The organism is Saccharothrix sp. NPDC042600, from assembly GCF_040647305.1.
Taxonomy (GTDB): domain Bacteria; phylum Actinomycetota; class Actinomycetes; order Mycobacteriales; family Pseudonocardiaceae; genus Actinosynnema; species Actinosynnema mutabilis.
In genome coordinates, this window is the sequence record NZ_JBEZBW010000005.1 from 41842 (window position 1) to 67269 (window position 25428).

A 25428-nucleotide genomic window follows, 5' to 3' on the forward strand; every position below is an offset into this window, starting at 1 on the left:
GCCGATCTCTGTACCGTCCCCGCCGGGAGTGGCTGATGACTGAGAACGACCGTAACGACGACACGACGCCGCAGGCCGGCGGGCCCGCGAGCCCGCCGCCGTACGTGCCGCCACCCGGTCCGCCCGGCGGACCGGGGCAGCAGCCTGCGCCGGGACAGCCGGGGTTCGCGCCCAGCGGGCCGCAGCCGACGCAGCCGTTGCCCGGCCAGGGCGCGCCGGGTCAGGGTGCGCCGGGTCAGGGTGCGCCGGGTCAGGGTGCGCCGGGCCAGCCGGGTTTCGCGCAGAGCGCGCCGCAGCCGGGCCAGGGCGGACCCGGGGGTCCGGGTGGGCCGCAGGGTCCCGGTGGGCCGCAGGGCGGCAAGCCGGCCAAGCGCGGCGCGGTCCGGCAGCAGCAACCGGGCGTGACCAAGCCCCGGCCGCCGTCGGTGGCCGAGCAGCGCGCCCGCCAGCAGGCCGCCAAGCAGCAGCGCGAGGCCGCCGAAGCCGCCGCGGCCGAGGAGGCCCGCCGCCGCAAGCGGCGCAAGCGGCTGCTCATCGGCGGCGGCGTGACCGTGGGCGTGGTCGGCGTCGTGGCCGTCTGGTACGCCGTGGCCAGCCCGGACGAGGTCCAGGCCCAGTGCGTCAAGGACGACGTGGTGGTCGAGGACAAGTACTGCGACGAGAGCTACGCCCGCTCGCACGGCGGCTACCACAGCAACGGCTTCATCTACATCGGCGGCAGCTCGTACCGCTACTACTACGGCGGTTCGAGCGTCCCGGTCGGCCAGAAGGTCAGCGGCGGCAGCTACACGATCCCCAAGGGCGCGAACGTCACGACCAAGTCGGGCACGACGATCCAGCGCGGCGGGTTCGGCATCTCCGGCAGCGGCAAGAGCGGGGGCAGCTGAGTGCGCCGGGAGACCTCCGCGCCCCGGCCGGACTGGCAGCGCACCGTGTCCGACCAGGGCCTGGTGTTCGGCGCGCCCGCCCGCGCGGCCGACGGCAGCCCGCGGCCCTACTGGGACGAGTCGGCGCACTACGTGTTCGACATGAGCGACATCCTGTCCCTTGAGGCGGACGTCGAGCTGTTGCACAGCATGTGCCTCGAAGCCGTGGACAACGTCGTGCTGACCGAGCGGTTCCGGGACTTCGGCATCTCCGAGTGGGTCTGGCCCGCGATCGCCGAGTCGTGGAAGCGCCGCGACCCGCACGTCTACGGCCGGTTCGACCTGCGCTACGACGGCCGCGGCCCGGCCAAGCTGCTGGAGTACAACGCCGACACGCCCACGTCGCTGCTGGAGGCGTCGGTCGTCCAGTGGAACTGGAAGACCGACGTCCACCCCGACGACGACCAGTGGAACTCCATCCACGAGAAGCTGGTCGAGCGGTGGGCGGAGATCGGCGCGGCGCTGCCGTCCAACGAGGTGCACTTCACCTGGTCCGGGGCCGACCCGTCCGGTGAGGACCACGTGACGGTGGCCTACCTGCAGGAGACCGCCGCCGAGGCGGGCATGAACACCGTCGGCCTCGCCATCGAGGAGATCGGCTGGGACTCGCTGCTCAACCGGTTCGTCGACCTCGAAGAGGCCCCGATGGGCACGGTCGTGAAGCTGTACCCCTGGGAGTGGGTGGTCGACGAGCAGTTCGGCCGCTTCGCGGTGGAGAGCCTGCCGGGCACCCTGTGGATCGAGCCGCTGTGGAAGATGCTGCTCTCCAACAAGGCGCTGCTCGCGGTGCTGTGGGAGATGTACCCGGGCCACCCGAACCTGCTCCCCGCGTTCCTCGACGAACCGAGCGTCCTCACCGAGTACGTGCGCAAACCGCGCCTGGGCCGGGAGGGCGCGAACATCCAGATCGTGGCGCCGGGCTACGAGACCATGACCGGCGGCGTGTACGGCAAGGAAGGGTTCGTCTACCAGGCGTTCGACCCGCTGCCCGAGTTCGACGGCTACCGCCCCGCGCTGGGCGCGTGGGTCGTCGGCGACGCGGCGGCCGGCCTCGGCATCCGCGAGACGGTCGGCCTGGTGACCGACGATGGCGCGGCGTTCGTCCCGCATCGGATTGTCGAATGAATGGAGTGGCAGTGATCAGCGAACTCGCGTTGGACCCGGGCTTCGGCTCCGCGATCGGCCGGGGCATCGGCGCGATCGCCCTGTACGCGGTCGTCGGCCTCGGGCTGATGGTCTTCGGCTTCTACGCCATCGACTGGACGACGCCCGGCAAGCTCTCGACCCTGGTGCGCACGGGTGCGCCGAACGCGGTCATCGTGACGGCGGCGGGCCTGCTCAGCATGGCGCTGATCGTCGTGGTGGCGATCTACAGCTCCGAGGGCAAGCTGGACGAGGGCCTGCTGTCGGCCCTGATCTACGGCCTGGTGGGGATCGTGGTGCAGGTGCTCGCGGTGCGCCTGCTGGAGTGGGTGACGCGGCTGGACATCGGCTCGCTGATCGAGTCGGAGCGCTTCGCGCCGGCCAGCGTGGTCGTGGCGAGCGCCCACTTCGCCCTGGGCCTGGTGGTGGCGGTCGCCATCTCCTGATCACCGGGACCGCGGGCCGGCTCCGGCCCGCGGGACGCGACGCCGGGCGGCCTCCGAACCTCGGAGCGCTGCCCGGCTGGCTTTCGCCCGGCCCCGGTTCCGGCCGCCCGGCCTGGCCCGGTTCCGGCCGCCCTGGCCCGGTTCCGGCCGCCCGCCCCGGCCCGCCCGCCCACACTCCGCCCGGCCTGGCCCGGCGTGGTTTCGGCCGGCGGTCCGGCGGGTGGAAGTCGGCGCGGTTCGACATCTGGCGCGGCCCAGCTTGTGTGGCGCGGCTCGTGTGCCCCGGCCTGGCCTGGAGCGGCGCGCCCGAGAACCGGCTGGGCCTGGTCGCCCTCGCGTGCTCCGGCGTGGCCTCCGGCCCCCGGTTCGATCATCGCACGCGGCACCGACGAAGGCGGTCGTCGGCTCGGGCGCGACAGTAGCGCCCAGGTCGTTTCCCCCGTCCGGGTATGGTGGGCGCGCCGGAGGGCGACGGCGTCCCCGGCGGCTCGCGCTTGGCAGCGCAACACCTGCCTCTCCGCACCGGACCAGGGAAGATAGGGGGGTCACCGCGATGACCGAGGTCGCGGACACCAGTCGACACGCTCTGCTCGAAGACGTCCACCGGATGATCGCCGACCGGTCGTGCGAGGTTCTCTCGCTGGACATCTTCGACACCGTGCTCTGGCGTCGGGTACCCCGTCCGGCCGACGTGTTCGGCATCCTCGGGGCCCGGCTGCGTGCCGCCGGCCTGTGCCCGGACTGGGTCACCGACGCCACGTTCCGGCGCATGCGGCACACCGCCGAGGAGAAGTCCCGGCACGGCCGCGACGCGCTGGGCACCGAGGTGTCCCTGTTCGACATCTGGCGCGCCATGCCGTCGGACGTGTTCGACAAGGCGCTGCTGGAGGAGCTCGTCCAGGCCGAGATCGAGGTCGAGCGCGAGTTCACCGTCGTGGACCTCGACATCGCGGGCGTCATCGCCCAGGCGCGCAAGCACGACGTGCCGATCATCCTGGTGTCGGACACCTACTTCACCGCCGAGCACCTGTCCTACCTGCTCGACCGCCCCGAGCTGGACGGCCTCAAGGACGCCCAGGTCTTCCGGTCCCACCAGCACGGCCTGGACAAGGCCAACGGCCTGTTCGAGATCGTCCTCAAGCAGCTCAACCTCAGCCCCGAGCAGGTCCTGCACGTGGGCGACAACGAGGTGGCCGACTACGAGGTGCCCACCGAGCTGGGCCTGCGCACCGTGCACTTCCGCCGCCTCGACGAGCCGTACGCGGTCGTCCTGGAGCGGGAGGGCGAGTCGCTGCACCCGTTCGGCCCGTACGCCGAGAACCTGGACACCACCTGGGGCGACTACGGCATCACGAGCCTGCGCGCCAAGACCCTCGCGACGGCGGCGGCCGACAGCGGCTCCGGGCGCGACACCGCGTTCCGGTTCGGCGCGGCCGTCCTCGGCCCGGTGCTGACCGGGTTCGCCGAGTGGGTGGCGTGGCGGGCGCACCAGACCGGCACGCGCGTGCTCTGGTGCCCGATGCGCGAGGGCGAACTGCTGTCCAAGCTGGTCAACAACGCCGCCCAGGTGCGCGGCTGGGACGTCGAGGCCAAGCCGATCTGGCTGTCCCGCCACGTCACGTCTCTCGCGGCGCTGGAGCACTTCGACACCGACTCGGTGCACGAGTTCATCCGCCGCAGCTACCACCTGTCGGTCCGGCAGCTCCTGTCGGTGCTGACGCTGCGCTCCGGCGAGGTCCCCAGCCTGGCCAACGACCTGGACACGATCGTCGACAACGGTGGCATCGCCGAGCGCGTCGCGATCGCCCTCACCGAGACCCCGCACATCCAGAACCGCCTCAAGGCCACCTTCACCGCGGCCCGCGAGCGGCTCATCCGCTACCTGCGCACCACCGGCGCGCTCGACGGAACCGACCTCACCCTGGTCGACCTGGGCTGGGGCGGCACCATCCAGCTCCAGCTCGCCAAGGCGCTGCGCATCGCCGAGATCGACCTGCGCCCGGCGGGCCTCTACCTGGCCACCGACGACCGGTCCGTGCGCACCTACCTCGCGGGCCTGCGCGCCGAGGGCTACCTGGCGCAGGCGGGTCACCCGGTGGAGGTCTCCTCGACCATCGTGCGCAGCCCCGAGGTCCTGGAGCAGTGCGTCAACGCGCTGTGCGGCTCGCTGATCGGCTTCACCGAGGACAGCAAGCCGATCCTCGGCCGGGTCTCGGAGTCGCAGACCCAGAACACCGAGCGCCTGGCCGCGCAGGAGGGCATCCTCGCCTTCCAGCGCCAGTGGAACCGCTACGTGCGCACCAACCCGGGCTGGCCGGAGCTGGCCACCGCGGAGCCCGCGAAGAACCGGCTGGCCAACATCCTGGTGTCCGCGCTCAGGGCGCCGACGGCCGAGGAGGCCGCGGTGTTCGGCAACTGGGCGCACGAGGACAACTTCGGCTCCTCCGTGGTCACGATGATGGTCCCCGAGGACCTGAAGGCGGCGATCCCGTACCTGTCGCCGAACGACCTGCTCGACCTGAACATGCGGGACAGCTTCTGGCCGGCGCTGCTCGCGGCGTCCGACACGAACCTGGCCGCCGCCGGCCGCGCCCTCGCCGACGGCCTCGACCCGTCGGTCTTCGAGGCCTCGGGCGAGCCGTTCGAGACGCGGCTGCGCTACCGGACCGTGGACGACCGCTGGCGCGACGCCGGTCGCCGCCGCGTCCGGATCAACCACAACGGCCTGTCGTTCGCGCGGATCGGCTTCGAGCACCACGACACCGTGGACGTCTCGCTGGCCATCCCCGGCCGGCCCGCCGTCGTGCGCGTGGACTGGATCGAGGCGACCGTCATCGCCAACGGCCGCAAGGCCGAACCGCTGCGCTGGGAGACGCCCGAGGACTTCGCGGGCCTCACCTACGCCGAGTGCCGGTGGCTGGGCGGCAACATGGTCGAGTTCGACTCGCCGCACGCCGCGATCTGGTTGCCGCTGGCCCAGCGGGCGGGCGGCCTGGTGTCCTCCGGCACGGTCACCGTGGCCTTCGCGATGTTGCCCCAGTCGTGGGTGAACGTGTCGCAGAAGTTGCCGCCGGCACGCCGTATCGCGCGTATTACGGGGCGCTTGCGGGAGGAGTACCGTGCGCACGGCGCCACGGGCGTGGCGGCCGGCGCTGCGCGCGTCGCCATCCGCAAGCTGGGAGGCAGTTGATGGGTCTGCTCGTGGACATGGTCGGCAGTCGGGAGGACCCGCACGCCCAGGCGCGCGCGGCGCGCCAACAGCCGTTGCTGTTGCACTCGATGTCGGCGTTCCGCGAGATGTTCGCCATCCTGTTCGCGCACCGCGACATCAAGACGGTGGTGGAGGTCGGCGTCGAGTCCGGCCAGGTCAGCTCCCTCTACACCGACCTGGGCGCCTCGAAGGTCTACTGCGTCGACCCCTTCCCGTCCGACGCCCTGCGCGCGACGCTGGCCCCCAACCCGGGGCTGGAGCTGGTCGAGGAGTTCTCGCCGGAGGTGCTCGCGAAGCTGCCCCCGGCGGAGCTCTACGTGCTGGACGGCGACCACAACTACGCCGTGCTGCACGGTGAGCTGACCTGGCTGCTCAAGAACACCCCGGACGCGGTCATCGCGCTGCACGACGTGCTGTGGCCGTGGTCGCGGCGCGACCTGTACTACGAGCCGTCCCGGCTCACCGGCGACGACAAGCACCCGACGTCGGAGGACGGCCCGACGATCTCGCACGACGACCTGACGCCCGCGGGGTTCGTGGGGCTCGGCTCGTTCACCGTCGCGGTCGAGGCGGGCGGTGAGCGCAACGGCGTGCTCACCGCGATCGAGGACGCGGTCGCCGAGGCGGCCGACGAGTGGCAGTTCGTGATCGTCCCGGCGGTCTTCGGGATGGGCGTGCTGGTCCGCAAGGGCGCCCCGGGCGCGAAGAAGGTGCTCGACGCCCTCAAGCCGTACACGTCGTCGGAGCTGCTGGCGATGCTGGAGAACAACCGGGTCGCGCTCTACACGCGGGTCCTGGAGCTCCAGTACGAGGCGGTGGCGCACGCCAACGACGCCGACCGGTTGGCCGAGTCGGTCGCGTCGCAGCGCCACGAGATCGCCCGGCTGCGCGCCGAGGTGGACAAGCTGCGCGCCGAGGCGGACGGCCTGCGGGACGCCAACCAGCGGCTGGAGCAGGAGCTGCGCGACCCGCTGTCGGTGCGCGAGCCGAGCATCGGGGCGGCGATCAACCACCTGGGCCGGGCCACCTCGGCCCGCCTGCGCAAAGCCAAGCGCTGACACCCGCCGGCGCCGGCACCCACCGGCGCCGGGCACCCGCCAGAGCCGGGCACCCGCCAGAGCCGGACACCCGCCAGAACGGACCGAGGGCCGCCGACCATCACGGTCGGCGGCCCTCAGCGCGTCACGGGTGCGGTCACGCGGTGCCGGAGGTGACGGGCACCTTCTCCACCGTCTCGGTGCTCTCCGGCTGCTCCGGCCCCTCGTCGGCCACGGCCGGGACGGACGGCAGCCGCGACGCCCACCAGTACATGACGCCCAGCACGAGCACGCCCAGCAACGCCGACGCCAGCGGCACGACGTGGCCGTACGGCGGCACCCAGCTGCCCTTGAACGGGTTCATGATCGCGAAGCCGGACTGCCAGCGGATCATCGTCCACGGCACGCACACCAGGTGGATCGGCAGCAGGAGCAGCGCGAAGATCCGCGTGGCCGACCGGAAGTGCTCGGCGGTCAGCGCGTTCTTGGCCAGGACGTGCGCCGCCAGCACCGGGATGGTGATCGCGCCGGGCAGGAAGTAGCGGCCCTGGCTGAACCAGCCGATCTGGTCGAGGAAGAACAGCTCCGCCCCCAGCAGCGGCACGAACGTGCCCAGGAACAGCAGCACCACGCGCCACCGGTCCACCCGCGTGCCGACGATCAGCGCGCCGATGACCAGCGCGCCGAACGCGGCGAACCACACCGGGTAGATCAGGCGCGGCTGGAGCGTCTCGGCCCAACCCATGACGCCGATCATCTGGTTGACGACGTTGGGCCACATGTCCTGGAGGGCGAACTTGACGACCTCCTTGACCGGGTAGTTCCGGTCGGGGCCGAGGATGCTGGCCGTCTTGGCGAAGTAGGTCCAGGCCAGCGACGCGATCCCGGCCAGCGCGACCGCGACCAGCCCGATCCGCACCGACCGCGCCCGGACCAGCGTCTTCACCCGCTGCCACTTCGCCGGCAGCAGCATCGCCGCGCCGATGACGAACAGCCACAGGACGCCGCTGAACCGCGGCATGACGATCACCGTCGCGGACACCGCCGCCAGCGCCACGGCGGCCCGGTTGACCTCCTCGGCGTCCTTCCGCTCGTGCAGCAGCGCGATCAGCGAGACCGCCAGGCACAGGCCGGCGGTGATCTCCAGGCCGTTGGGGTTGATCGACCCGCCCAGGTGCGCGGTCATCGGGGTGACCGCGACGACGATGCCCGCGAGCAGCGCCCGGTGCCGGCTCCAGCGGACCGCGGCGACCACCGCGCACGCCAGCATGGCCGCCATCAAAGCGCCATTCATCAAACGCGCGCCGACGATGCCGCGCCATTCCGGCCAAATCTTGAGTGGCCAGCCAATGGCGAAGTAGTAAACGGGGTTGAACCGGGCCTGGGTGACGTAACGGTCCACCAGCGTTTGATCGCCGCCGGGTTCTTCGGCGCAGCTGGCCGGGACGTTCACCTTCATCGGGAAGCACACCCGGTGGACCAGGACGCCGTTCTCCACGGCGTTGTTAGTGTCCAGGCTGCTCGGCACGGTCTGCGAACGCGTCTCGTCGGCGATGACGCTGCCGTTGTAGACGCCGGCCGCACGCAATGCGTGCATTTCCTCGTCCGGCGGCCCGTCGTAGGGCGCGGCAAAGGCCCAGGCCGCGTGCAGGAGGGTGAATCCGATGAACGCGATCAACCAGAGCCGCACACCCGAAGGCCGGTTCGTCATGGGCGCGTAGTCTATGCGACGCTACGGCGGTCTCCCGGTCCAGCCCCGGGGGGCGGGGGACGCCCGGTAGCACCCGGTCGCAGCGCAAGATCGAGCAAATCGTAGATCCCACCATAGGGGAGCACGCGCGGTATGACTCTGTCGAACCAGTCCGTGGAGACGCCATCCGGGACGCCCACGGAAGTCGTCGAGCTGTCGATCGTCCTGCCGTGCCTGAACGAGGCCGAGACGCTCGAAGTTTGCGTCCGCAAGGCCAAGCGCTCGTTGGAGGAGCTGGGTGTGGTCGGCGAGGTCATCGTCGCCGACAACGGCTCCACCGACGGCTCCCAGGACATCGCCCGCGCCAACGGGGCGCGCGTGGTGGACGTGCCGCGCCGCGGCTACGGCGCCGCGCTGATGGCGGGCATCGAGGCGGCCGAGGGCACCTACGTGCTGATGGCCGACGCCGACGACAGCTACGCGCTGGACGACATCGGCGGGTTCCTCGAAGGCCTGCGCGCCGGCAACGACCTGGTCATGGGCAACCGGTTCAAGGGCGGCATCGCGCCGGGCGCCATGCCGTTCCTGCACAAGTACCTGGGCAACCCGGTCCTGTCGCTGCTGGGCCGGCTGTTCTTCCGCATCCCGGTGGGCGACTTCCACTGCGGCATCCGCGCGTTCCGCCGCGACCGCATGCTCGAACTGGGCCTGCGCACCTCCGGCATGGAGTTCGCCAGCGAGATGGTGGTCCGGGCCTCGCTCAACCACCGCAGGATCGCCGAGGTGCCCACCACCCTGCGCCCGGACGGCCGCAGCCGCGCCCCGCACCTGCGCACCTGGCGCGACGGGTGGCGCCACCTGCGGTTCCTGCTCGCGTTCAGCCCGCGCTGGCTGCTGTACTACCCGTCGCTGCTGCTGCTGGGCGTCGGCGGCCTGGGCCTGCTGTGGCTGTCGTTCGGCCCGCAGGAGGTCGGCGGCGTCGGGTTCGGCCTGCAGAGCATGCTCGGCTTCGCGACGATGCTGTTCGTCGGCCTCCAGGGCGTGGGCCTCGCGGTCATCGCCCGCTCCTACGCCGCCCACCTGGGCCTGCTGCCGCCGCCGTCCGGGCGGCTCATCGGCCGGGTCGCGCGGGCGTCGCTGGAGCGCGGCCTGTGGATCGGCGGCCTGCTCATCCTGGTCGGCATCGGGTGCTTCATCGCCGCCGTGGCGACCTGGGGCGCGGCCGGGTTCGGCGCGCTGGACGTGGTCGAGACGGTGCGCGTGCCGATCCTGGGCATGGTGGCCATCGTGACCGGCTTCCAGATGATCAGCGTCAGCTTCACCCTCAGCCTCACCAAGATCGGCGAGGACTGACCCACCAAGCGGGAGGGCGGGTCACGAGCCGGTGCGCTCGGGCACGCCCTTCCGGCTGTTCAGGACCATGCGGACGACACCGCCGCGGGACCCGGCCTCGATGACGAGCAGCGCGGCGGCCACCGCGATCCCGGACGCCAGCACGATGTGCCACGGCGAGTCGTGCAGCACCGCGAGCAGGCCCCAGTGGGCCACCGCGACCACGACCAGGCCCGCGATCCACCGGCCGCTGCGCCGCGCGATGGCGAACGTCAGGTGCACCCACAGCACGGCCGCACCGGTCATGACCAGGGCGATCGCCGGCATCAGCGCCTTGGACCCCTCGTAGCCGGGCCCGAACGTCAGCGTGATCAACGACGTCGGCATGACCCACAGCGCCGCCGCCACCGCCGCGCCCGCCGCGAAGGTCAGGGCCAGGGTGTTGAGCACCGACCGGTCCACCGCCTCGCCGCGCTCCAGCGCCGCCGTCACCCGCGGCAGCAGCACCAGCGCCAGGGCCTGCGGCGCGAACAGGGCGATCTTGCCCAGCAGCACCGCGCCCGCGTACTGCACGCGGTGCGCCTCGTCCAGCGCGGCCTGCCCGACCAGCACGTCCACGTTGGTCAGCGACGAGAACGCGAGCAGCCCCACCATCGTGACCAGCGTGCTCGGCACGGCCGGCGCGGTCGTCGGCGCGACCTTCACGGCCCGCACGATCGGCGGCATCATCACGGCCAGCCCGATGACGGTGGCCAGGATCATCGCCCACATGCTGCCCGCCATCCCGGCGGCCAGGACGCACAGCGGCAGCAGCAGCGTCCGCAGCGCGCCCAGCGGCCCGGCGTAGGCGAAGGCCAGGTAGCCGAACCGCTCCATGCCCTGGACCATGCCGGTCACGACGATCAGCATCGACGTCGAGCCGACCCACACGGCGGCCAGGACCAGCGGGTGCGCCGAGGCGAAGTGCAGGCGGTCGGCCAGCAGCGGGCTCAGGCCCGCGATCACCGCGGCGATGCCCAGGCACACCAGCACCATGCGCCGGCCGGTCTGCCGCAGGTACGCCGACAGCTCCCCGCCGGTGGCCGACGTGCCCAGCGCCGCCACGTTGCGGGCGATGGCCATCTGGATGCCGTTGATCGGCATCCACGTGATGGTGCCCAGCGAGATCAGCGCGGAGATCGCCGCGAACTCGACCGGCGAGACCATCCGCGCGGCCACGACGTAGTAGAGGTAGTTGCCCGCGTGCCCGACGAAGCTCGCGAGCAGGACGAGCAGCCCGGCCCGCCTGGCGTCGGCGCTCATCGGCTGCCCAGATGTGCCACGCCGGCCATCGTAGGGCGGTGACCCCGCGTCACCGCGCCATGCCCACCAGGCGGTCCAGGATCTGCCGGGCCGTGATCTGCACGGTGTTGGTCCTGCTGACCCGCTCGTACCACTGGTGCGTGGACTTGCGCAGCGGCGCGCCGGCCGTCACGACGTCCACGATCGCCCCGCCGAGGTCCGCCGGGGACGTGGACGCGGCGATGCGGCCGTTCACGCCGTCCTCGACCAGCTCGACGGAGGCGTTGTCGTCGCCGTCGACCAGCACGACCGGCGTCCCCGCGGCGGCCGACTCCACCACGACCAGGCCGTAGCCCTCCCGCGCGGACGGGTTGACCAGCACGGACGCGGTGCGGATGCCGTTGTCCAGCTCCTCCTGGGAGACGAACCCCGGGGTGCGGACGACGTCGCCGAGCCCGAGCCGGTCGATCTCGGCGAGCACGGCCTCCCGCGACGGGCCGTCGCCGAAGATCGTGGCGGTCAGGTCGGGGACGGTCGTGCGGGCGTGCGCGATGGCGGCGGGCAGCGACTCGACCCGCTTGTCCGGGATGTGCCGGCCGACGTAGACCACGTGCGGCGGCGTCGGGGCCTCCAACGACGGCTCGACCTCGCCCGCCGGGTCGATCAGCCCGGGGCTGACCAGGGCCTGCGTCTTCAACCCGCCCGCGTGCAGGCGGCGCGCGGTGAGCTGCGAGTGGCACGTCGAGAACGGGCTCAGGCGCGCGGCGATCCACTGGAGGGTGCTCGCGACCCGGCCGACCACCGGCCCGGAGTACTGGCGCCACTGGTCGGGCCGCCACACCTCCAGCCAGTCCACGCCGACCGGCGTGCGGGAGCCGACCAGCGCGGCCCGCACGGCCAGGAGGTTGGTCGAGGGCAGCGCGGACACGAACACCGCGTCGTACGCCTTGCGGTTGCGCAGCAAGTGCGTGAACAGGCCCTTCGCGTACTTGATGGCCGGGCCGAGGGTGCGCGCGCCGTTGGCGTCGTAGATCTCCCGGTCGGTGCTGACCACCTTCACCGTGATGCCGTCCAGGGTCGGCGGCTCGCCGTCCCACTGCCGCCGGGTCAGGTAGGTGATCTCGTGGCCCGCCGCCGCCCACTCCTCGGCGAACGTGCGGTAGAGCCGCTCCCCGCCGCCTTTCGACCACGGGAACAGACAGTCATAGGCAACGGCGATGCGCACTTTGTGGTCCTCCACCGATCGACCGCGCGGGAATGCCGGCGATGCTATCGGGCGGGCGCGCACGGCTTCGCACCCGTGCACGGGGCCGGCTCGCATGGGTGTAAGCGGGCTGTCATGGGTGGACGGCTACCCTTTCACCTCGTGATTGACCTCAAGGCCCTGCGCGAGAACCCGGAAGCCGTCCGCGCGTCGCAGCGAGCGCGTGGCGAGGACGAGGCCGTGGTCGACGCGCTGCTGTCCGCCGACGAGCGGCGGCGGGCGGCCATCGCCCGCGCCGACGCGTTGCGCGGCGAGCAGAAGGCGTTCGGCAAGCAGGTCGGCAAGGCGCGCGGCGAGGAGCGCGAGGCGCTGCTGGCCAAGGGCAAGGAGTTGGCCGCCGAGGTCAAGGCCGCCGAGGCCGAGCAGTCCCAGGCCGAGGCGGAGCTGGCGGAGCTGCACCGGTCCGTCCCCAACCTGGTCCACCCGGACGCCCCGCACGGCGGCGAGGACGACTACGTCGTGCTCAAGCACGTCGGCGAGCCGCGCGCGTTCGACTTCGAGCCGCTGGACCACCTGGACCTGGGCACCCGGCTGGGCGGCATCGACATGGAGCGCGGCGCGAAGGTGTCGGGCTCCCGGTTCTACTTCCTCACCGGCGCGCTGGCACAGCTGGAGCTGGCGCTGCTGAACATGGCCGTCGCCCAGGCCACCCGCGCGGGCTTCACGCTGGCCATCACGCCCACCCTGGTCCGCCCGGAGATCATGGCCGGCACCGGCTTCCTGGGCGCGCACGCCAGCGAGGTCTACCGGCTGCGCGACGACGACCTGTACCTGGTCGGCACGTCCGAGGTGCCGCTCGCGGGCTACCACGCCGACGAGATCCTCGACGGCGAGAAGCGGTACGCGGGCTGGTCGTCGTGCTACCGCCGCGAGGCCGGGTCGTACGGCAAGGACACCCGCGGCATCATCCGCGTGCACCAGTTCAACAAGGTCGAGATGTTCTCCTACGTCCGCCCCGAGGACGCCGAGGCCGAGCACGCCAGGCTGCTCGCCTGGGAGGAGGAGATGCTGGCCAAGATCGAGGTCCCCTACCGGGTCATCGACACGGCCGCCGGCGACCTGGGCACCTCCGCCGCCCGCAAGTTCGACTGCGAGGCGTGGATCCCCACCCAGCGGGCCTACCGCGAACTCACCTCGACCTCCAACTGCACCACCTTCCAGGCCCGCCGCCTCAACGTCCGCTACCGCGACGAGAACGGCAAGCCCCAGGTAGCGGCCACCCTGAACGGCACCCTGGCGACCACCCGCTGGATCGTGGCGATCCTGGAGAACCACCAGAACGCCGACGGCTCGGTGACGGTCCCGCAGGCCCTGCGCCCGTTCGTCGGCCTCGACGTGCTGACGCCCCGCTGAGGACCCCTCCGGTACAGTGGTGCACCGGCCCCCGCCCGGCGTAACCGCTGGTGACGTGGGTGACATCCGACATCCACGGGGCAGGGAAACCAGGTGGCGAACCGCATTCACCCGACCGCGATCATCGGCGCGGAGGTCCAGCTCGGCGACGACAACGTCATCGGGCCCTACACGGTGATCGCCGGCCCGGCCCGGATCGGTGACGGCAACTTCATCGGCCCGCACGTGAGCATCGGCGGCCCGGCCGAGTACCTGGGCGCGGACCACCTGGCGGGCTGGGACGGCGAGGTCTCCGGCCCCGGCGTGGTGATCGGCGACCGCAACCGCATCCGCGAGTTCGTCACGGTCAACCAGGGCGTCACCGAGGCCACCGCCATCGGCGACGACTGCTACCTGATGGGCCGCGCCCACATCGCGCACGACGTGCGGCTGGACGACGGCGTGATCGTCACCAGCGCGGTGCAGATCGCGGGCCACTGCCACGTGTGGTCGGGCGCGAACCTGGGGCTGGGCACGGTCGTGCACCAGCGGACCGCCATCGGCCCCGGCGCGATGGTCGGCATGGGCTCGGCCGTGCGCAAGGAGGTCGGCGCGTTCACCATCACCGTCGGCAACCCGGCCCGCACCACCGGCGTCAACACCATCGGCCTCCAGCGGCGCGGCTGCGACGAGGAGTCGATCGCCGCCCTCACCGGTTTCCTCACGGGGAAGACCACCGACCTCCCGGCCGACCTGCCCGCCGAGCTGTCCGCCCTGCTCAAGGCGTGGTCGGACCGCGAGCCCGGGCACTGACCAGACGAGTGATTGAGAGCAGCATGTCGATCGAGAACCGCCTGCGGACCGTGTTCGTCGAAGCCCTCCAGCTCGACGACGACGTGGACGTGGAGAACCTGAAGTACCGCGACATCGACGCGTGGGACTCGGTGGGCCACATGGCGCTGGTCGCGGCGATCGAGGACGAGTTCGACGTCCAGTTCGAGACCGAGCAGGTCATCGACATGAGCAGCTTCAAGGTCGCGGTCGACATGCTGCGGGGCTTCGGCGTCGGTGAGTAGCCTCGACGGGAAGGTCGCGGTCGTCACCGGCGGCACGCGCGGCATCGGCCACGCCACCGCCGCCGCGCTGGCCGGGGCGGGCGCGACCGTGGTGATCACCGGCCGCGACGGCGAGACCGCCGCGAAGCGCGCCGCCGAGCTGGGCGCGAACGTGTCCGGCGTGGCGCTGGACGTCACCGACTCCGCGGCGGTGAAGGACGTCTTCAAGGCGGTCGCCAAGGAGCACGGCCGGATCGACGTGCTGGTCGCGAGCGCCGGCGTGCTCGAAGGCGGCCTCATCGGCATGCTGACCGACGACCACATCGGCCGCACCCTCACCACCAACGTCGCCGGGTCGCTGGCGTGCGTGCAGGCGGCGGCGCGGGTGATGATGCGCAAGCGGTCCGGCGCGATCGTCCTGCTCGGGTCGGTTGTCGGCGAGCGCGGCAACGCGGGCCAGACGGTGTACGCGGCGTCCAAGGCGGCGCTGTCCGCCGTGGCGAAGTCGGCGGCCAAGGAGCTCGGCCGGCACGGCATCCGGGTCAACGCGGTCGCGCCCGGCGTGATCCGCACCGATCTCATCGCCGAGCAGTCCGAGGACGTGCTGGCCAAGGTGCAGGCGGACACCGCGCTGGGCCGGCTGGGCACGCCCGAGGAGGTGGCCGCGGTGATCCGGTTCCTGGTGGGCGACGAGGCGTCGTTCGTCACCGGGCAGGTGCTGGGCATCGACGGGGGTCTGGTGCTGTGACGCTGGTGCACGCCGGGGCCCGGCTGCGTGACGCCGCGACCGGTGAGCTGGTCGGCGGCGCGGACCTGGCCGCGCGGGTGGCGGCGGAGGCCGCGGCCCTGCGCGACCTGCCCCCCGGCGTGCTGTTCCTGCGCGTCGGCGTGGACCTGCCCAGCGTGCTGCGGTACCTGGGCGCGCTGGAGGCCGGGCGCGCGGTGGCGCTGCTGGACCCGGGGCAGGACCACGCGGTGCTGGCGGAGCTGGTCGCGCGGTTCCGGCCGGCGGCCGTGCCGGGGTCGGTCGCCGAGCCGTTGGACGGCTACTCGGCGGACGGCGTGCGGCTGTCCCCGGACGGCGTCGCGCCGCACCCCGACCTCGCCGTGCTGCTGCCCACGAGCGGGTCCACGGGCAACCCCAAGTTCGTGAAGCTGTCCCGGGAGGCGCTGCGCGCCAACGCGGTCGCCATCGCCGACGTGCTGGGCATCGGGCCCGACGAGGTCGCGCCCACGAGCCTGCCGCTGCACTACAGCTACGGCATGTCCGTGCTGAACAGCCACCTGGTGCGCGGGGCGACCGTGCTGCTGGAGGGCTCCGGCGTGGTGGCGCGGCCGTTCTGGGACGCCGTCGAGCGCTACGGGGCCACGTCCCTGGCCGGCGTGCCCTACCACTACGAGATGCTGCGGCGGCTGCGGTTCGACCCGGCGAAGTACCCGTCGCTGCGCACGCTGACCCAGGCCGGCGGCAAGTTGCGCACCGAGCTGGTCGCCGAGTTCGACGCGAAGATGCGCGCCGCGGGCGGGCGGATGTTCGTCATGTACGGGCAGACCGAGGCCGCGCCGCGGATGGCCACCGTGCCCGCCGAGCGGCTGGCGGACAAGCTCGGGTCGGCCGGTCCGGCGCTGCCCGGCGGGTCGTTCGCCATCCGGCTGGACTCCGGTGCGGAGACCACCGACCCGGACGTGGTCGGCGAGGTCGTCTACCGCGGGCCGAACGTGATGATGGGGTACGCCTCCGCCGAGGACGAGCTGGCGGCGGGCGACGAGCGGGGCGGCGTGCTGGCCACCGGCGACCTGGGGTACCTCGACGCCGACGGCTACCTGTTCATCACCGGGCGGCTCAAGCGCATCGGCAAGGTGTTCGGCAACCGGGTCAACCTCGACGACCTGGAGCAGCTGGTGAAGCACCTCGGGCCGGCCGCCGCCGTGCCCGCGGGCGACAAGGTCGTGCTGTTCCTGGACGGCGGCACCCGCGAGACGTGCAAGGCCGCCGCCAAGGCGCTGGCGGAGTCGCTGCACCTGCACGTGACCGGCTTCGACGTGCGGCCGGCGGACGGGTTCCCGCTGCTGCCCAGCGGCAAGATCGACTACCGGTCGTTGGAGGAACGGGTATGAGCGTGTTCGCGCTGTCCCAGGCCGAGAAGGAGGCCGCGCTGCTGGCGCAGCTCACCGAGCTGACCGCCCACCACCGCGCGCACTCCCCGGAGTACGACCGGATCCTGTCCGCGCTGGGCGCGCCCACGACGTTCGGGTCCGTGGCGGACCTGCCGTGGCTGCCGGTCCGGATGTTCAAGACCCACGACCTCAAGAGCATCCCGGACGACGAGGTGTTCAAGGTCCTGACGTCCTCGGGCACCACCGGCGCCGGCGCGTCGCGGATCTACCTGGACAAGGAAGCCGCCGCCGTGCAGCCCCGGCAGCTCGGCGCGACGCTGCGCGAAGTCCTCGGCGGCAAACGACTGCCGATGCTGATGGTGGACACGATCAGCATCATCAAGAACCGCCGGTCGTTCTCCGCGCGCGGCGCGGGCGTGCTCGGCATGGCGAACTTCGGCCGGTCGCACGTGTACGCGCTGGACGAGCACGACCAGCCCGACGTCGAGGCCGTGAAGGGGTTCCTGGAGAGGCACGGCGGCGAGCCGTTCCTGATCTTCGGGTTCACCTTCATGGTGTGGCAGTACCTCTACGAGGTCGCGCGCGAGCACAAGCTCGACCTGTCCAACGGCATCCTCGTCCACTCCGGCGGCTGGAAGAAGCTGATCGACATCGCGGTGGACAACGCCGAGTTCCGGCGGCGGTTCGCCGAGGACACCGGGCTGACCCGGATCCACAACTACTACGGGATGATCGAGCAGATCGGCACCGTGTTCCTGGAGGGTCCGTCCGGGAACTCGTTGTACTGCCCCGATTTCGCCGACGTGATCATCCGCGACCCGGACACCTGGGAGGAGCGGCCGGTGGGCGAGCCCGGTGTGATCGAGGTGGTGTCCACGCTGCCGCGCTCCTACCCCGGGCACGTGCTGCTGACCGAGGACCTCGGCGTGGTGCACGGGATCGACGACGGCGACTGGCCCGGCAAGCGGTTCTCGGTGCTGGGGCGGCTGCCGCGGGCCGAGGCGCGCGGGTGCTCCGACACGTTCGCGGGGGCGGCGGCATGAGGCGGCGCTTCCCGGCCGGCCCGGACACGACCGTAGCCGCCTTGCTGGAGGACCTGTCGGCCCCCGTCGAGGGCGGCCCGCTGCGCGTGGGCGACGAGCGGATCGTCGACTTCCTGGTGTCGTTCGCGCGCAAGCTGCTGGCCCCGGCCACGGCCCGCCGCTTCCCGGAGCTGGCGTCCCTGGGCTTCTTCCTGCGGCGCGGCGAGATCGCCAAGGTGCTCGGGTCGCTGTCCCGGTCCGACGCGCTGCGCTTCCCGCGCGGCCTGGTCTTCCACGTGCCGCCGGCGAACGTGGACACGATCTTCGTCTACTCGTGGGCGTTGTCGGCGCTGGCGGGCAACCGCAACGTCGTCCGCATCTCGCCCCGCTCGGCCGGTGCCGCCGAGACGGTCGTGGCCGCGCTGAACGAGGCCCTGGCCGACGCCCACCCGGCGGTGGCGCGGACCCAGGTGATGGTCACCTACGACCGCGACGACGCGGTGACCGCCGCCCTGTCCGCGGCCTGCGACCTGCGCGTGATCTGGGGCGGCGACCGCGCCGTGACGGAGGTCCGCCGCCACCCCCTCGCGTCGCACGCGCGGGACCTGACCTTCCCGGACCGGGCGTCCTTCGCGGTGGCGTCGGTGGCGGGCTGGCAGGCGGCGGGCCCCGAGCGGCGGCGGGACGCGGCGGTCGGCTTCTACAACGACTCGTACTGGTTCGACCAGGCGGCGTGCGCGTCGCCGAGGGCCTTGTTCTGGGTCGGTGACGAGGCGGCCGCGGCCACCGCGTCGGCCGAGTTCCTGGCGCTGCTGAGCGAGGTCGTGACCGCCAAGGGGTTCGTGGTCGAACCGGCGATGGCGGTCCAGAAGCGGGTGTCGGCCTACGGCGTCGCGGCCGACGGGCACGCGCGGGCCATCCACTTCGAGGGCAACGCGGTGGCCACGGTCGAGCTGACCGCGCCGTCGGACGTCCCGCGCGAGTGGCTGGGCGCCGGCACCTTCCCGCTGGCCACCCTGCCCACCCTGGACGCCCTGGTCCCGATGGTGGAGCGCAAGGACCAGACCCTGTCGGTCTTCGGCTTCACCGAGCCCGAGCTGCGCGCCCTGGCCGAGCGGCTGGCGGGCCGGGGCATCGACCGGATCGTCCCGTTCGGCTCGGCGCTGACCTTCTCCGAGCTGTGGGACGGTTACGACCTGCTCGGCGAGTTCACCCGCCTGGTCACCGTCAAGCCGTGAGCAGCCCGCCCCGCCCCGGCGGCGCGGGCTGCCCGCGACGGGTCAGCAGTAGCCGAGCTGCGACAGGGTGTCCACGACGATGCGGCTCGGGTGGAACCGGTCCATCCGCGACGGCAGGCGGTAGGACTCGTAGTCGTCCAGGAACGCCTGGAGCTTGCCGCCGTCCATGCCGGTCAGCAGCAGCGTGGTGCCCGCGCCGTGGTTGTCCTCGGTGCGCTCGCGGTGGATCGCGCACGGCACGCCGAGGTAGTTGCACTCCGCCTGCAGGCCGCCCGAGTCGGTCACCACGAACTTCGCCCGCGCCATGATCGGCAGGAACGCCAGGTAGCGCAGCTTCGGCTTGATGATCAGCCGCTCGCCGTCGAACAGGTGGCCCAGGCCGTACTGCTTGATCCGGTCCTGCTCCGGCGGGCCCGCCAGGTACAGGATCGGCATCCGCTCGCTGGCCTTCTTCAGCAGCTCCAGCGCCTCGCGGTACTTGTCCGCCCGCGACACCAGCTCGAAGCGGTGCAGGGTGGCCAAGCCGAACTCCGGCGGCAGGTCGAACGTCGGCTCGGCGTCGATGGCCAGGCGCATCGCGTCGATGGCGGTGTTCGCACCCGTGTTGACGACCGCGCCACGCGCGTTGCGGAGGTTGTCGACCTCCTTGGCCGTGGGCGCGAAGTGCAGGTCCACGATCTTGGCGGCCAGCTTGCGGTTGAGCTCCTCCGGCAGCGGCGACAGCAGGCTGCCGGACCGCGCGCCCGCCTCCACGTGCGCCACGCGGGCCTTGAGGATGCGTTTGCCGATCAGCGCGCCGTACGGGGTGGTGAAGGTGTCGCCGTGCACGATGACCAGCGGTGGGCGGCCGTCGTCGGTCAGGATCGAGCGGAGTTCGGTGCGGCGGCGCCACGCTTCGCGCAGGACCGTGGCCGCCCAGCCGGGGACCTGGGCCGGGCGCTCGATGTGCACCGCCTGCTCCTTCGGCACCAGCCACACGGCGGGCTCCGGCAGCCGCAGGTCGTCCAGCGTCTCGGCGACGTGGTCGACGTGCTGCGCGGTGAACCAGATCTGCGGCTTCGTGCCCCGCTCCGCGATCGCGTGGAAGACCGGAGCGATCTTGATCAGTTCCGCGGTGGTGCCGAGGATGAAGGAGATCACGGCGGGACAGAGTACCGGTGGCCCCCGAACGAGGGACTAGCGCGTCAGGTCCGCCACGTGCTTCGCGATCTCCAGCGACCCGGTCGCGGCCGGGGACGGGGCGTTGAGGACGTGCACCTGGTCCGGCGCGGTCTCGACCAGGAAGTCGTCCACGAGGGAGCCGTCCGGCAGCATCGCCTGCGCCCGCACGCCGGCCGCCGCGGGCACCAGGTCGTCCTCCCGCACCGCGGGCACCAGGCGGGCCAGGCTCGCCGCGAACCGCTTGCGCGAGAACGACCGCAGCACCTCCTCCAACCCGGTTCGGGCGTACTTGCGGGCCAGCCTCCACGTGCCCGGGAACTTCGCCACCTCGGCCACGTCCCGGCCGGAGAAGTCGCGCCACCGGTAGCCCTCGCGGCGCAGCGCGAGCACCGCGTTCGGCCCGCAGTGCACGCTGCCGTCGAGCATCCGGGTCAGGTGGACGCCCAGGAACGGCAGCGTCGGGTCCGGCACCGGGTAGATCAGGCCACGCACCAGCGACGTCCGGCGCAGCTCGAAGTACTCGCCGCGGAACGGCACGATCCGCGCGGCCGGCGCGAGGCCCGCCATGCGGGCGATCCGGTCGCTGTGCAGGCCGGCGCAGTTGACCAGCACGTCCGCCCGCACCACCCCGGACGGCGTGGCCACCTCGACCCCGCCGCGCGCCCCGGGCCGGATCGCCAGCGCCGGGGACGAGAGCCGCAGGTCCTGGCCCTCCAACCGGCGCACCAGGGCCGCGCACACGGCCGGGAAGTCGATGATCCCGGTGCTCTCCACCCGCAGCGCCTCGACGCACGCCACCTCGGGCTCGTGGTCGCGCGCCTCGGCGGCGGAGATCAGCTTCGCGGGCACCCCGTTGGCCTCCGCGCGCTCGGCCAGGGCGTGCAGGCGGGGCAGTTCGTCGCGGGACGTGGCGACGACGAGCTTGCCGCACACCTCCACCGGCACGTCGTTGCGGCGCGCGAACTCGATCATCGACCGGTTGCCCGCCACGGACATCCGCGCCTTCAGCGACCCCGGCTTGTAGTACAGGCCGGCGTGCACGACGTTGCTGTTGTGCCCGGTCTGGTGGGCCGCCCAGCGGTCCTCCTTCTCCAGGACCGTGACCCGGTCACCCCGGGAGACCAGCTCGTTCGCCACTGCCAGACCGACGATCCCGCCGCCGATGACCACGATGTGCCGCACGGGCGGTGCATCGGCCCGGTGGGACACGGCGTTACCCCAGCGCCGGCAGCACGTCGGCGGCGAGCTCCTCCAGGACGCTCTCCCGCCCGGCGAACACGCCGTCGTGCCGCGGCCAGTGCACGACCACGTCGGTGAACCCCAGCGCCTCGGCCCGCCCGACGGCGTCCTGGAACGTCGCCACGCTGGTCAGCGAGTACACGGGGGCGGAGTCGAGGCTGAGGTACCGGTCGACGCGCCGGCCGTGCTCGTGCTGCACCTCGGTGAACCGCCGCGCCAGCTCGGCCACCCCGCGCCACCACGCGTCGAGGTCGTCCGCGGGCGTGCCCGACGTCACCCAGCCCTGCCCGAACCGGGCCGCGACGGCCATCGCCTTCGGCCCGTTGGCGGCGACCAGGAACGGCGGCCGGGGACGTTGCACCGCGCCGGGGTGGCTGCGCGCGTCCACCGCGGAGAAGTGCGCGCCCTCGTAGGTCGTCCGGTCGCGGCTGAGCAGCTTGTCCAGCAGCTCGACGAACTCGCCGAACCGCTCCGCCCGCTTCGCCGGGGCGGGCTGCCCGAGCGCGAGGTGGTCGTACCCGTCACCGCCGCCCGCGCCGATGCCGACGGTGAGCCGGCCGTCGGAGATGTCGTCCAGCGCCAGCAGCTCGCGCGCGAACGGCACCGGGTGCCGGAACGTGGGGCTCGCCACGAACGTGCCCAGGCGGATGCGCTCGGTGACCATCGCGGCGGCCGTCAACGTCGGCACCGCGCCGAACCACGGCCCGTCCACCAGCGTGCGCCACGCCAGGTGGTCGTAGGTCCAGGCGTGGTGGAAGCCGTACTCCTCGGCGGCCCTCCACTTGGGTTCGGCGAACCACCAGCGGTGCTCGGGGAGGATGACGATGCCGGTGCGCACCGTCGTACGGTAGCCAGGTGTTCGCCCACGGGTCATGGCGGGACCAGGCATCATCGGTGATGTGGAAAGACCTGGACTCGTGGCCTCGGACGTCGATGGAACCCTGCTCAGCCCCCTGCACGGGGTGACCGGGCGCACGGCGGCGGCGGTGCGCCGCGTGCTCGCGGCGGGGGTGCCGTTCGTGCTCGCCACGGGTCGCCCGCCGCGCTGGGTGCCCGAGATCGCGCAGCAGGCGGACCTGGACGGTTACGCGGTGTGCGCGAACGGCGCCGTGCTCTACCACCTCGGTCAGGACCGGGTGCTGTGGCAGCGGACGCTGGACCCGGTGCTGGTCGGCGACGTGATGGGCGAGCTGGACCGGGTGCTGCCCGGCGTGGCGTTCGCCGTCGAGCGCACCGGCCGGACGGCGTTCGACGACACCGTGCCGCAGTTCATCGCCGAGGACAGCTACACCCACCCGTGGCCGGAGGGCCCGGAACCCAACGGCGACCGGACGGGCATGCTGACCACGCCGGTGGTCAAGCTCCTGTGCCGGCACCGCGACATGACCAGCGCGGAGATGGCCGAGGCCGCCGCGCAGGTGCTCGACGGGCAGGTCGACGTGACGTTCTCCACGACGATGGGCCTGATCGAGCTGTCCGCGCCGGGCGTGACGAAGGTGACCGGCCTGGCCGACGTGGCCGAGCGGCTCGGGGTGGCGGCGGCGGACGTGGTCGCGTTCGGCGACATGCCCAACGACGTGGAGATGTTGACCTGGGCGGGCCACGGGGTCGCGATGGCGAACGCCCACCCGGACGCGCTGGCCGCCGCGGACGAGATCACCGCGCCCAACTCGGAGGACGGCGTGGCTCTGGTCCTGGAGCGCTGGTTCTAAAGATTCACGCCACGGTGACAACGCCGTCACAGCGGGGTCGGCAACCCTCGCCGAGTGGCGGGCGTCCTTAGAGGTAGCGTGATGCCCCGCGTTGCCGGCCGTAGGCACCGTAGCCAGGCGTTCGAAGGCGGAGAGACTGCTGCATGATCCCCATCACTGTCGTTGACGTGGCCGCGGCCGAAGACCTCGTGCTGCAGGTGCTGCGATCCGGGGCGATCGCCCAGGGGCCGATGGTCAAGCGGTTCGAGGACGCCTTCAGCGGCGTCGCCGGCGTGCCGCACGCGGTGGCCGTGAACAACGGCACGACCGCGCTCGTCGCCTCCCTCCAGGTGCTGGACCTCCAGCCCGGCGACGAGGTCGTGACCTCGCCGTTCACCTTCGTCGCCACCCTCAACGCGATCCTGGAGGCCGGCGCCACCGCCCGGTTCGCCGACATCTCCGACGAGGACTTCAACCTCGACCCGGCCGCGGTGGAGGCGGCGGTCACGCCGCGCACCAAGGTCCTCATGCCCGTCCACCTCTACGGGCAGATGGCCGACATGGGCCGCCTCGTGCCGATCGCGGAGGCCCGCGGCCTCGCGCTGGTCGAGGACGCCGCGCAGGCCGTCGGCGCGACCTTCGAGGGCCGCCCGGCGGGCAGCTACGGCCTGGGCTGCTTCTCCCTCTACGCCACCAAGAACATCACCACGGCCGAGGGCGGCGTGATCACCACCGCCGACGACACCCTCGCCGACCGCCTCCGCGTCCTGCGCAACCAGGGCATGCGGCAGCGCTACCAGTACGAGGTCGCGGGCCACAACTACCGCATGACCGACGTGCACGCCGCGATCGGCATCCCGCAGCTGGAGCAGCTCGCCACCATCACCGAGGCCCGCCGGCGCAACGCCGAGGCGCTCACCAAGGGCCTCGACGGCATCAAGGGCCTGCGCACCCCGCGCGTCCTGCCCGGCCGCACCCACGTGTGGCACCAGTACACCGTGCTGGTCACCGACGACGCCCCGATCAGCCGCGACGAGTTCGCCGCCAAGCTGACCGAGAAGGGCATCGGCAACGGCACGTACTACCCGAAGACCGTCTTCGACTACGACTGCTACCGGGACAACCCGAACGTCGTCGCGAGCGACGTGCCGGTCGCCGAGCGGGTCGCGCGCCAGGCGCTGTCGCTGCCGGTGCACCCGAAGCTGACCGACGCCGAGCTGGACACGATCATCGGCGCGGTGCGCGAGGTGCTGGGCGCATGACACCGAAGGTCGCCCTCGTCGGCGTGGGCTCGATGGGTTCCCTGCACGCCCGCGTCACCAGCCAGAACGAGCGCTGCGAGCTGGCCCGCGTGGTGGACCCGCGCGAGGACGTCGGCAAGCGGGTCGCCGACACCTACGGCGCCCGGTGGACGCCGGAGATCGGCGACCTGTCCGACGTGGACGCCGTGATCGTCGCGTCCGCCACGGAGACGCACTACGAGCTGGCCCTGGAGGTCCTGAACCAGGGCAAGCCGCTGCTGGTGGAGAAGCCGGTGTGCGCGGACCTCGCCGAGACCGAGGAGGTGCTGGCGCTCTCCGAGAAGCTGGGCCTGCCGGTCATGTGCGGCCTGCTGGAGCGCTACAACCCGGCGGTCATGACGGCGCTGGAGCTGATCACCGAGCCGGTGTACGTCTCCGCGGTCCGGCACTCGCCGTACGCGCCGCGCATCCGCACCGGTGTCGCCTGGGACCTCCTCGTGCACGACGTCGACCTCGCGATCCGCTGCATGGGCGGCGCGGAGCCGCACGGCTTCTCCGCGGGCGTCGGCCAGTTCCACCCCGACTCCGTGCCCGGCGCGGAGGACGTGGTGAACACCCTGCTCACCTTCCCGACCGGCGCGATCGCGTCGGTGTCGGCCAGCCGCATCGGGCAGCGCAAGATCCGCTCGCTGTCCATCACCGAGCTGGACCGGCTGATCGAGGTGGACCTGCTCACCCGCAACATCACGATCTACCACCACGTCTCGCAGGACGCGGCCACGCCCGACGGCCGCGGCTACCGCCAGCAGGCGATCATCGAGATCCCCGAACTGGTCACCGCCCGCGAACCGCTGGCGACCCAGCTCGACCGGTTCCTCGACCTGGTCGACGGCCGCCTCGACGCCGACGCCGAGCGCGCGTCCATCCTGCCCTCCCACCGCGCGGTGGCCGCCGTGCGCGCGCAGTCGACCGCCGGCTGACGGTCCCGGACCCGGGGAAAG

The 25428-nt window shown here is 72.4% G+C and carries 22 protein-coding genes; 16 read left to right on the forward strand and 6 right to left on the reverse strand.

Features of this window, described 5'->3' with window-relative positions:
• The first annotated feature begins 35 nt into the window (after positions 1 to 35).
• The 5 genes from AB0A74_RS05755 (at position 36) to AB0A74_RS05775 (ending at position 6784) form a co-directional block, all read left to right on the forward strand.
• The gene (locus AB0A74_RS05755; protein ID WP_358247727.1) at positions 36 to 887 is read left to right on the forward strand and encodes a hypothetical protein; all 852 of its coding nucleotides are present in this window, start codon (positions 36 to 38) and stop codon (positions 885 to 887) included.
• Positions 888 to 2051 carry a glutathionylspermidine synthase family protein gene (locus tag AB0A74_RS05760; protein ID WP_358247728.1) on the forward strand — a complete coding sequence of 388 codons (1164 nt, stop codon included), beginning with the start codon at positions 888 to 890 and terminating at the stop codon, positions 2049 to 2051.
• Between the two features lie 11 nt (positions 2052 to 2062).
• The gene (locus AB0A74_RS05765) at positions 2063 to 2515 is read left to right on the forward strand and encodes a DUF350 domain-containing protein (protein ID WP_358247729.1); all 453 of its coding nucleotides are present in this window, start codon (positions 2063 to 2065) and stop codon (positions 2513 to 2515) included.
• 553 nt (positions 2516 to 3068) lie between these two features.
• On the forward strand, positions 3069 to 5705 hold the full coding sequence (locus AB0A74_RS05770; RefSeq protein WP_358247730.1) for an HAD family hydrolase: 2637 nt from the start codon (positions 3069 to 3071) through the stop codon (positions 5703 to 5705).
• Entirely contained in the window at positions 5705 to 6784 is a 1080-nt protein-coding gene (locus AB0A74_RS05775; RefSeq protein WP_358247731.1) for a class I SAM-dependent methyltransferase, read from the forward strand. Before AB0A74_RS05770 ends, AB0A74_RS05775 begins: the two co-directional genes overlap by 1 nt.
• Positions 6785 to 6920: 136 nt before the next feature.
• On the opposite strand, the gene AB0A74_RS05780 is transcribed toward AB0A74_RS05775, so the two are convergent.
• Positions 6921 to 8474 carry a DUF2142 domain-containing protein gene (locus tag AB0A74_RS05780; RefSeq protein ID WP_358247732.1) on the reverse strand — a complete coding sequence of 518 codons (1554 nt, stop codon included), beginning with the start codon at positions 8472 to 8474 and terminating at the stop codon, positions 6921 to 6923.
• Between the two features lie 132 nt (positions 8475 to 8606).
• Here AB0A74_RS05780 and AB0A74_RS05785 point away from each other — a divergent pair, with 132 nt between their 5' ends.
• Complete coding sequence (locus tag AB0A74_RS05785) at positions 8607 to 9806, forward strand: glycosyltransferase family 2 protein (protein ID WP_358247733.1); 1200 nt, start codon at positions 8607 to 8609, stop codon at positions 9804 to 9806.
• 21 nt (positions 9807 to 9827) lie between these two features.
• On the opposite strand, the gene AB0A74_RS05790 is transcribed toward AB0A74_RS05785, so the two are convergent.
• Complete coding sequence (locus AB0A74_RS05790; RefSeq protein WP_358247734.1) at positions 9828 to 11087, reverse strand: hypothetical protein; 1260 nt, start codon at positions 11085 to 11087, stop codon at positions 9828 to 9830.
• A 49-nt stretch (positions 11088 to 11136) separates the two neighbouring features.
• The gene (locus AB0A74_RS05795; RefSeq protein WP_358247735.1) at positions 11137 to 12291 is read right to left on the reverse strand and encodes a glycosyltransferase; all 1155 of its coding nucleotides are present in this window, start codon (positions 12289 to 12291) and stop codon (positions 11137 to 11139) included.
• Positions 12292 to 12432: 141 nt separating this feature from the next.
• Here AB0A74_RS05795 and serS point away from each other — a divergent pair, with 141 nt between their 5' ends.
• From serS to AB0A74_RS05830, 7 genes are all read left to right on the forward strand, one after another.
• Positions 12433 to 13683 carry a serine--tRNA ligase gene (gene serS / locus AB0A74_RS05800; RefSeq protein WP_358247736.1) on the forward strand — a complete coding sequence of 417 codons (1251 nt, stop codon included), beginning with the start codon at positions 12433 to 12435 and terminating at the stop codon, positions 13681 to 13683.
• A 93-nt stretch (positions 13684 to 13776) separates the two neighbouring features.
• Positions 13777 to 14475, forward strand: coding sequence for a UDP-N-acetylglucosamine acyltransferase (locus tag AB0A74_RS05805; protein ID WP_358247737.1), 699 nt, complete (start codon positions 13777 to 13779; stop codon positions 14473 to 14475).
• Between the two features lie 23 nt (positions 14476 to 14498).
• Positions 14499 to 14738 carry an acyl carrier protein gene (locus AB0A74_RS05810; RefSeq protein WP_309110159.1) on the forward strand — a complete coding sequence of 80 codons (240 nt, stop codon included), beginning with the start codon at positions 14499 to 14501 and terminating at the stop codon, positions 14736 to 14738.
• Positions 14731 to 15465, forward strand: coding sequence for an SDR family oxidoreductase (locus tag AB0A74_RS05815; protein WP_358247738.1), 735 nt, complete (start codon positions 14731 to 14733; stop codon positions 15463 to 15465). The genes AB0A74_RS05810 and AB0A74_RS05815 overlap by 8 nt, the downstream gene beginning before the upstream one ends.
• Positions 15462 to 16835 carry an AMP-binding protein gene (locus AB0A74_RS05820; RefSeq protein ID WP_358247739.1) on the forward strand — a complete coding sequence of 458 codons (1374 nt, stop codon included), beginning with the start codon at positions 15462 to 15464 and terminating at the stop codon, positions 16833 to 16835. Before AB0A74_RS05815 ends, AB0A74_RS05820 begins: the two co-directional genes overlap by 4 nt.
• Positions 16832 to 17878 carry an acyl-protein synthetase gene (locus AB0A74_RS05825; protein WP_358247740.1) on the forward strand — a complete coding sequence of 349 codons (1047 nt, stop codon included), beginning with the start codon at positions 16832 to 16834 and terminating at the stop codon, positions 17876 to 17878. The genes AB0A74_RS05820 and AB0A74_RS05825 overlap by 4 nt, the downstream gene beginning before the upstream one ends.
• On the forward strand, positions 17875 to 19095 hold the full coding sequence (locus AB0A74_RS05830) for an acyl-CoA reductase (protein WP_358247741.1): 1221 nt from the start codon (positions 17875 to 17877) through the stop codon (positions 19093 to 19095). The genes AB0A74_RS05825 and AB0A74_RS05830 overlap by 4 nt, the downstream gene beginning before the upstream one ends.
• Before the next feature lie 42 nt (positions 19096 to 19137).
• Here the strand turns inward: AB0A74_RS05830 and AB0A74_RS05835 are convergent, their stop codons facing one another.
• The 3 genes from AB0A74_RS05835 to AB0A74_RS05845 are packed head-to-tail and all read right to left on the reverse strand — an operon-like array spanning position 19138 to position 22333.
• Positions 19138 to 20235 (reverse strand): UDP-N-acetylglucosamine 2-epimerase, encoded by a 1098-nt coding sequence (locus AB0A74_RS05835; RefSeq protein ID WP_358247742.1) that lies wholly within the window; start codon positions 20233 to 20235, stop codon positions 19138 to 19140.
• 36 nt (positions 20236 to 20271) lie between these two features.
• Positions 20272 to 21438, reverse strand: a complete 1167-nt coding sequence (gene lhgO / locus AB0A74_RS05840; protein WP_358247743.1) for an L-2-hydroxyglutarate oxidase — start codon at positions 21436 to 21438, stop codon at positions 20272 to 20274.
• Positions 21439 to 21469: 31 nt separating this feature from the next.
• Positions 21470 to 22333, reverse strand: a complete 864-nt coding sequence (locus AB0A74_RS05845; protein WP_358247744.1) for an LLM class flavin-dependent oxidoreductase — start codon at positions 22331 to 22333, stop codon at positions 21470 to 21472.
• Between the two features lie 61 nt (positions 22334 to 22394).
• Between AB0A74_RS05845 and AB0A74_RS05850 the strand changes: the two genes are divergently transcribed.
• From AB0A74_RS05850 to AB0A74_RS05860, 3 genes are all read left to right on the forward strand, one after another.
• Positions 22395 to 23207 carry an HAD family hydrolase gene (locus AB0A74_RS05850; RefSeq protein WP_358247745.1) on the forward strand — a complete coding sequence of 271 codons (813 nt, stop codon included), beginning with the start codon at positions 22395 to 22397 and terminating at the stop codon, positions 23205 to 23207.
• Between the two features lie 143 nt (positions 23208 to 23350).
• The gene (locus AB0A74_RS05855; RefSeq protein WP_358247746.1) at positions 23351 to 24448 is read left to right on the forward strand and encodes a DegT/DnrJ/EryC1/StrS family aminotransferase; all 1098 of its coding nucleotides are present in this window, start codon (positions 23351 to 23353) and stop codon (positions 24446 to 24448) included.
• Positions 24445 to 25407, forward strand: coding sequence for a Gfo/Idh/MocA family oxidoreductase (locus tag AB0A74_RS05860; protein WP_358247747.1), 963 nt, complete (start codon positions 24445 to 24447; stop codon positions 25405 to 25407). Before AB0A74_RS05855 ends, AB0A74_RS05860 begins: the two co-directional genes overlap by 4 nt.
• Positions 25408 to 25428: the final 21 nt, after the last annotated feature.

Excerpts from the sequence above, each read along its gene's own strand:
- AB0A74_RS05755 (WP_358247727.1), top strand. The coding sequence starts at position 36 with ATGACTGAGAACGACCGTAACGACGACACGACGCCGCAGGCCGGCGGG.
- AB0A74_RS05770 (WP_358247730.1), top strand. The coding sequence starts at position 3,069 with ATGACCGAGGTCGCGGACACCAGTCGACACGCTCTGCTCGAAGACGTC.
- AB0A74_RS05775 (WP_358247731.1), top strand. The coding sequence starts at position 5,705 with ATGGGTCTGCTCGTGGACATGGTCGGCAGTCGGGAGGACCCGCACGCC.
- AB0A74_RS05780 (WP_358247732.1), bottom strand. The coding sequence starts at position 8,474 with ATGACGAACCGGCCTTCGGGTGTGCGGCTCTGGTTGATCGCGTTCATC.
- AB0A74_RS05785 (WP_358247733.1), top strand. The coding sequence starts at position 8,607 with ATGACTCTGTCGAACCAGTCCGTGGAGACGCCATCCGGGACGCCCACG.
- AB0A74_RS05790 (WP_358247734.1), bottom strand. The coding sequence starts at position 11,087 with ATGAGCGCCGACGCCAGGCGGGCCGGGCTGCTCGTCCTGCTCGCGAGC.
- AB0A74_RS05810 (WP_309110159.1), top strand. The coding sequence starts at position 14,499 with ATGTCGATCGAGAACCGCCTGCGGACCGTGTTCGTCGAAGCCCTCCAG.
- AB0A74_RS05825 (WP_358247740.1), top strand. The coding sequence starts at position 16,832 with ATGAGCGTGTTCGCGCTGTCCCAGGCCGAGAAGGAGGCCGCGCTGCTG.
- AB0A74_RS05830 (WP_358247741.1), top strand. The coding sequence starts at position 17,875 with ATGAGGCGGCGCTTCCCGGCCGGCCCGGACACGACCGTAGCCGCCTTG.
- AB0A74_RS05855 (WP_358247746.1), top strand. The coding sequence starts at position 23,351 with ATGATCCCCATCACTGTCGTTGACGTGGCCGCGGCCGAAGACCTCGTG.
- AB0A74_RS05860 (WP_358247747.1), top strand. The coding sequence starts at position 24,445 with ATGACACCGAAGGTCGCCCTCGTCGGCGTGGGCTCGATGGGTTCCCTG.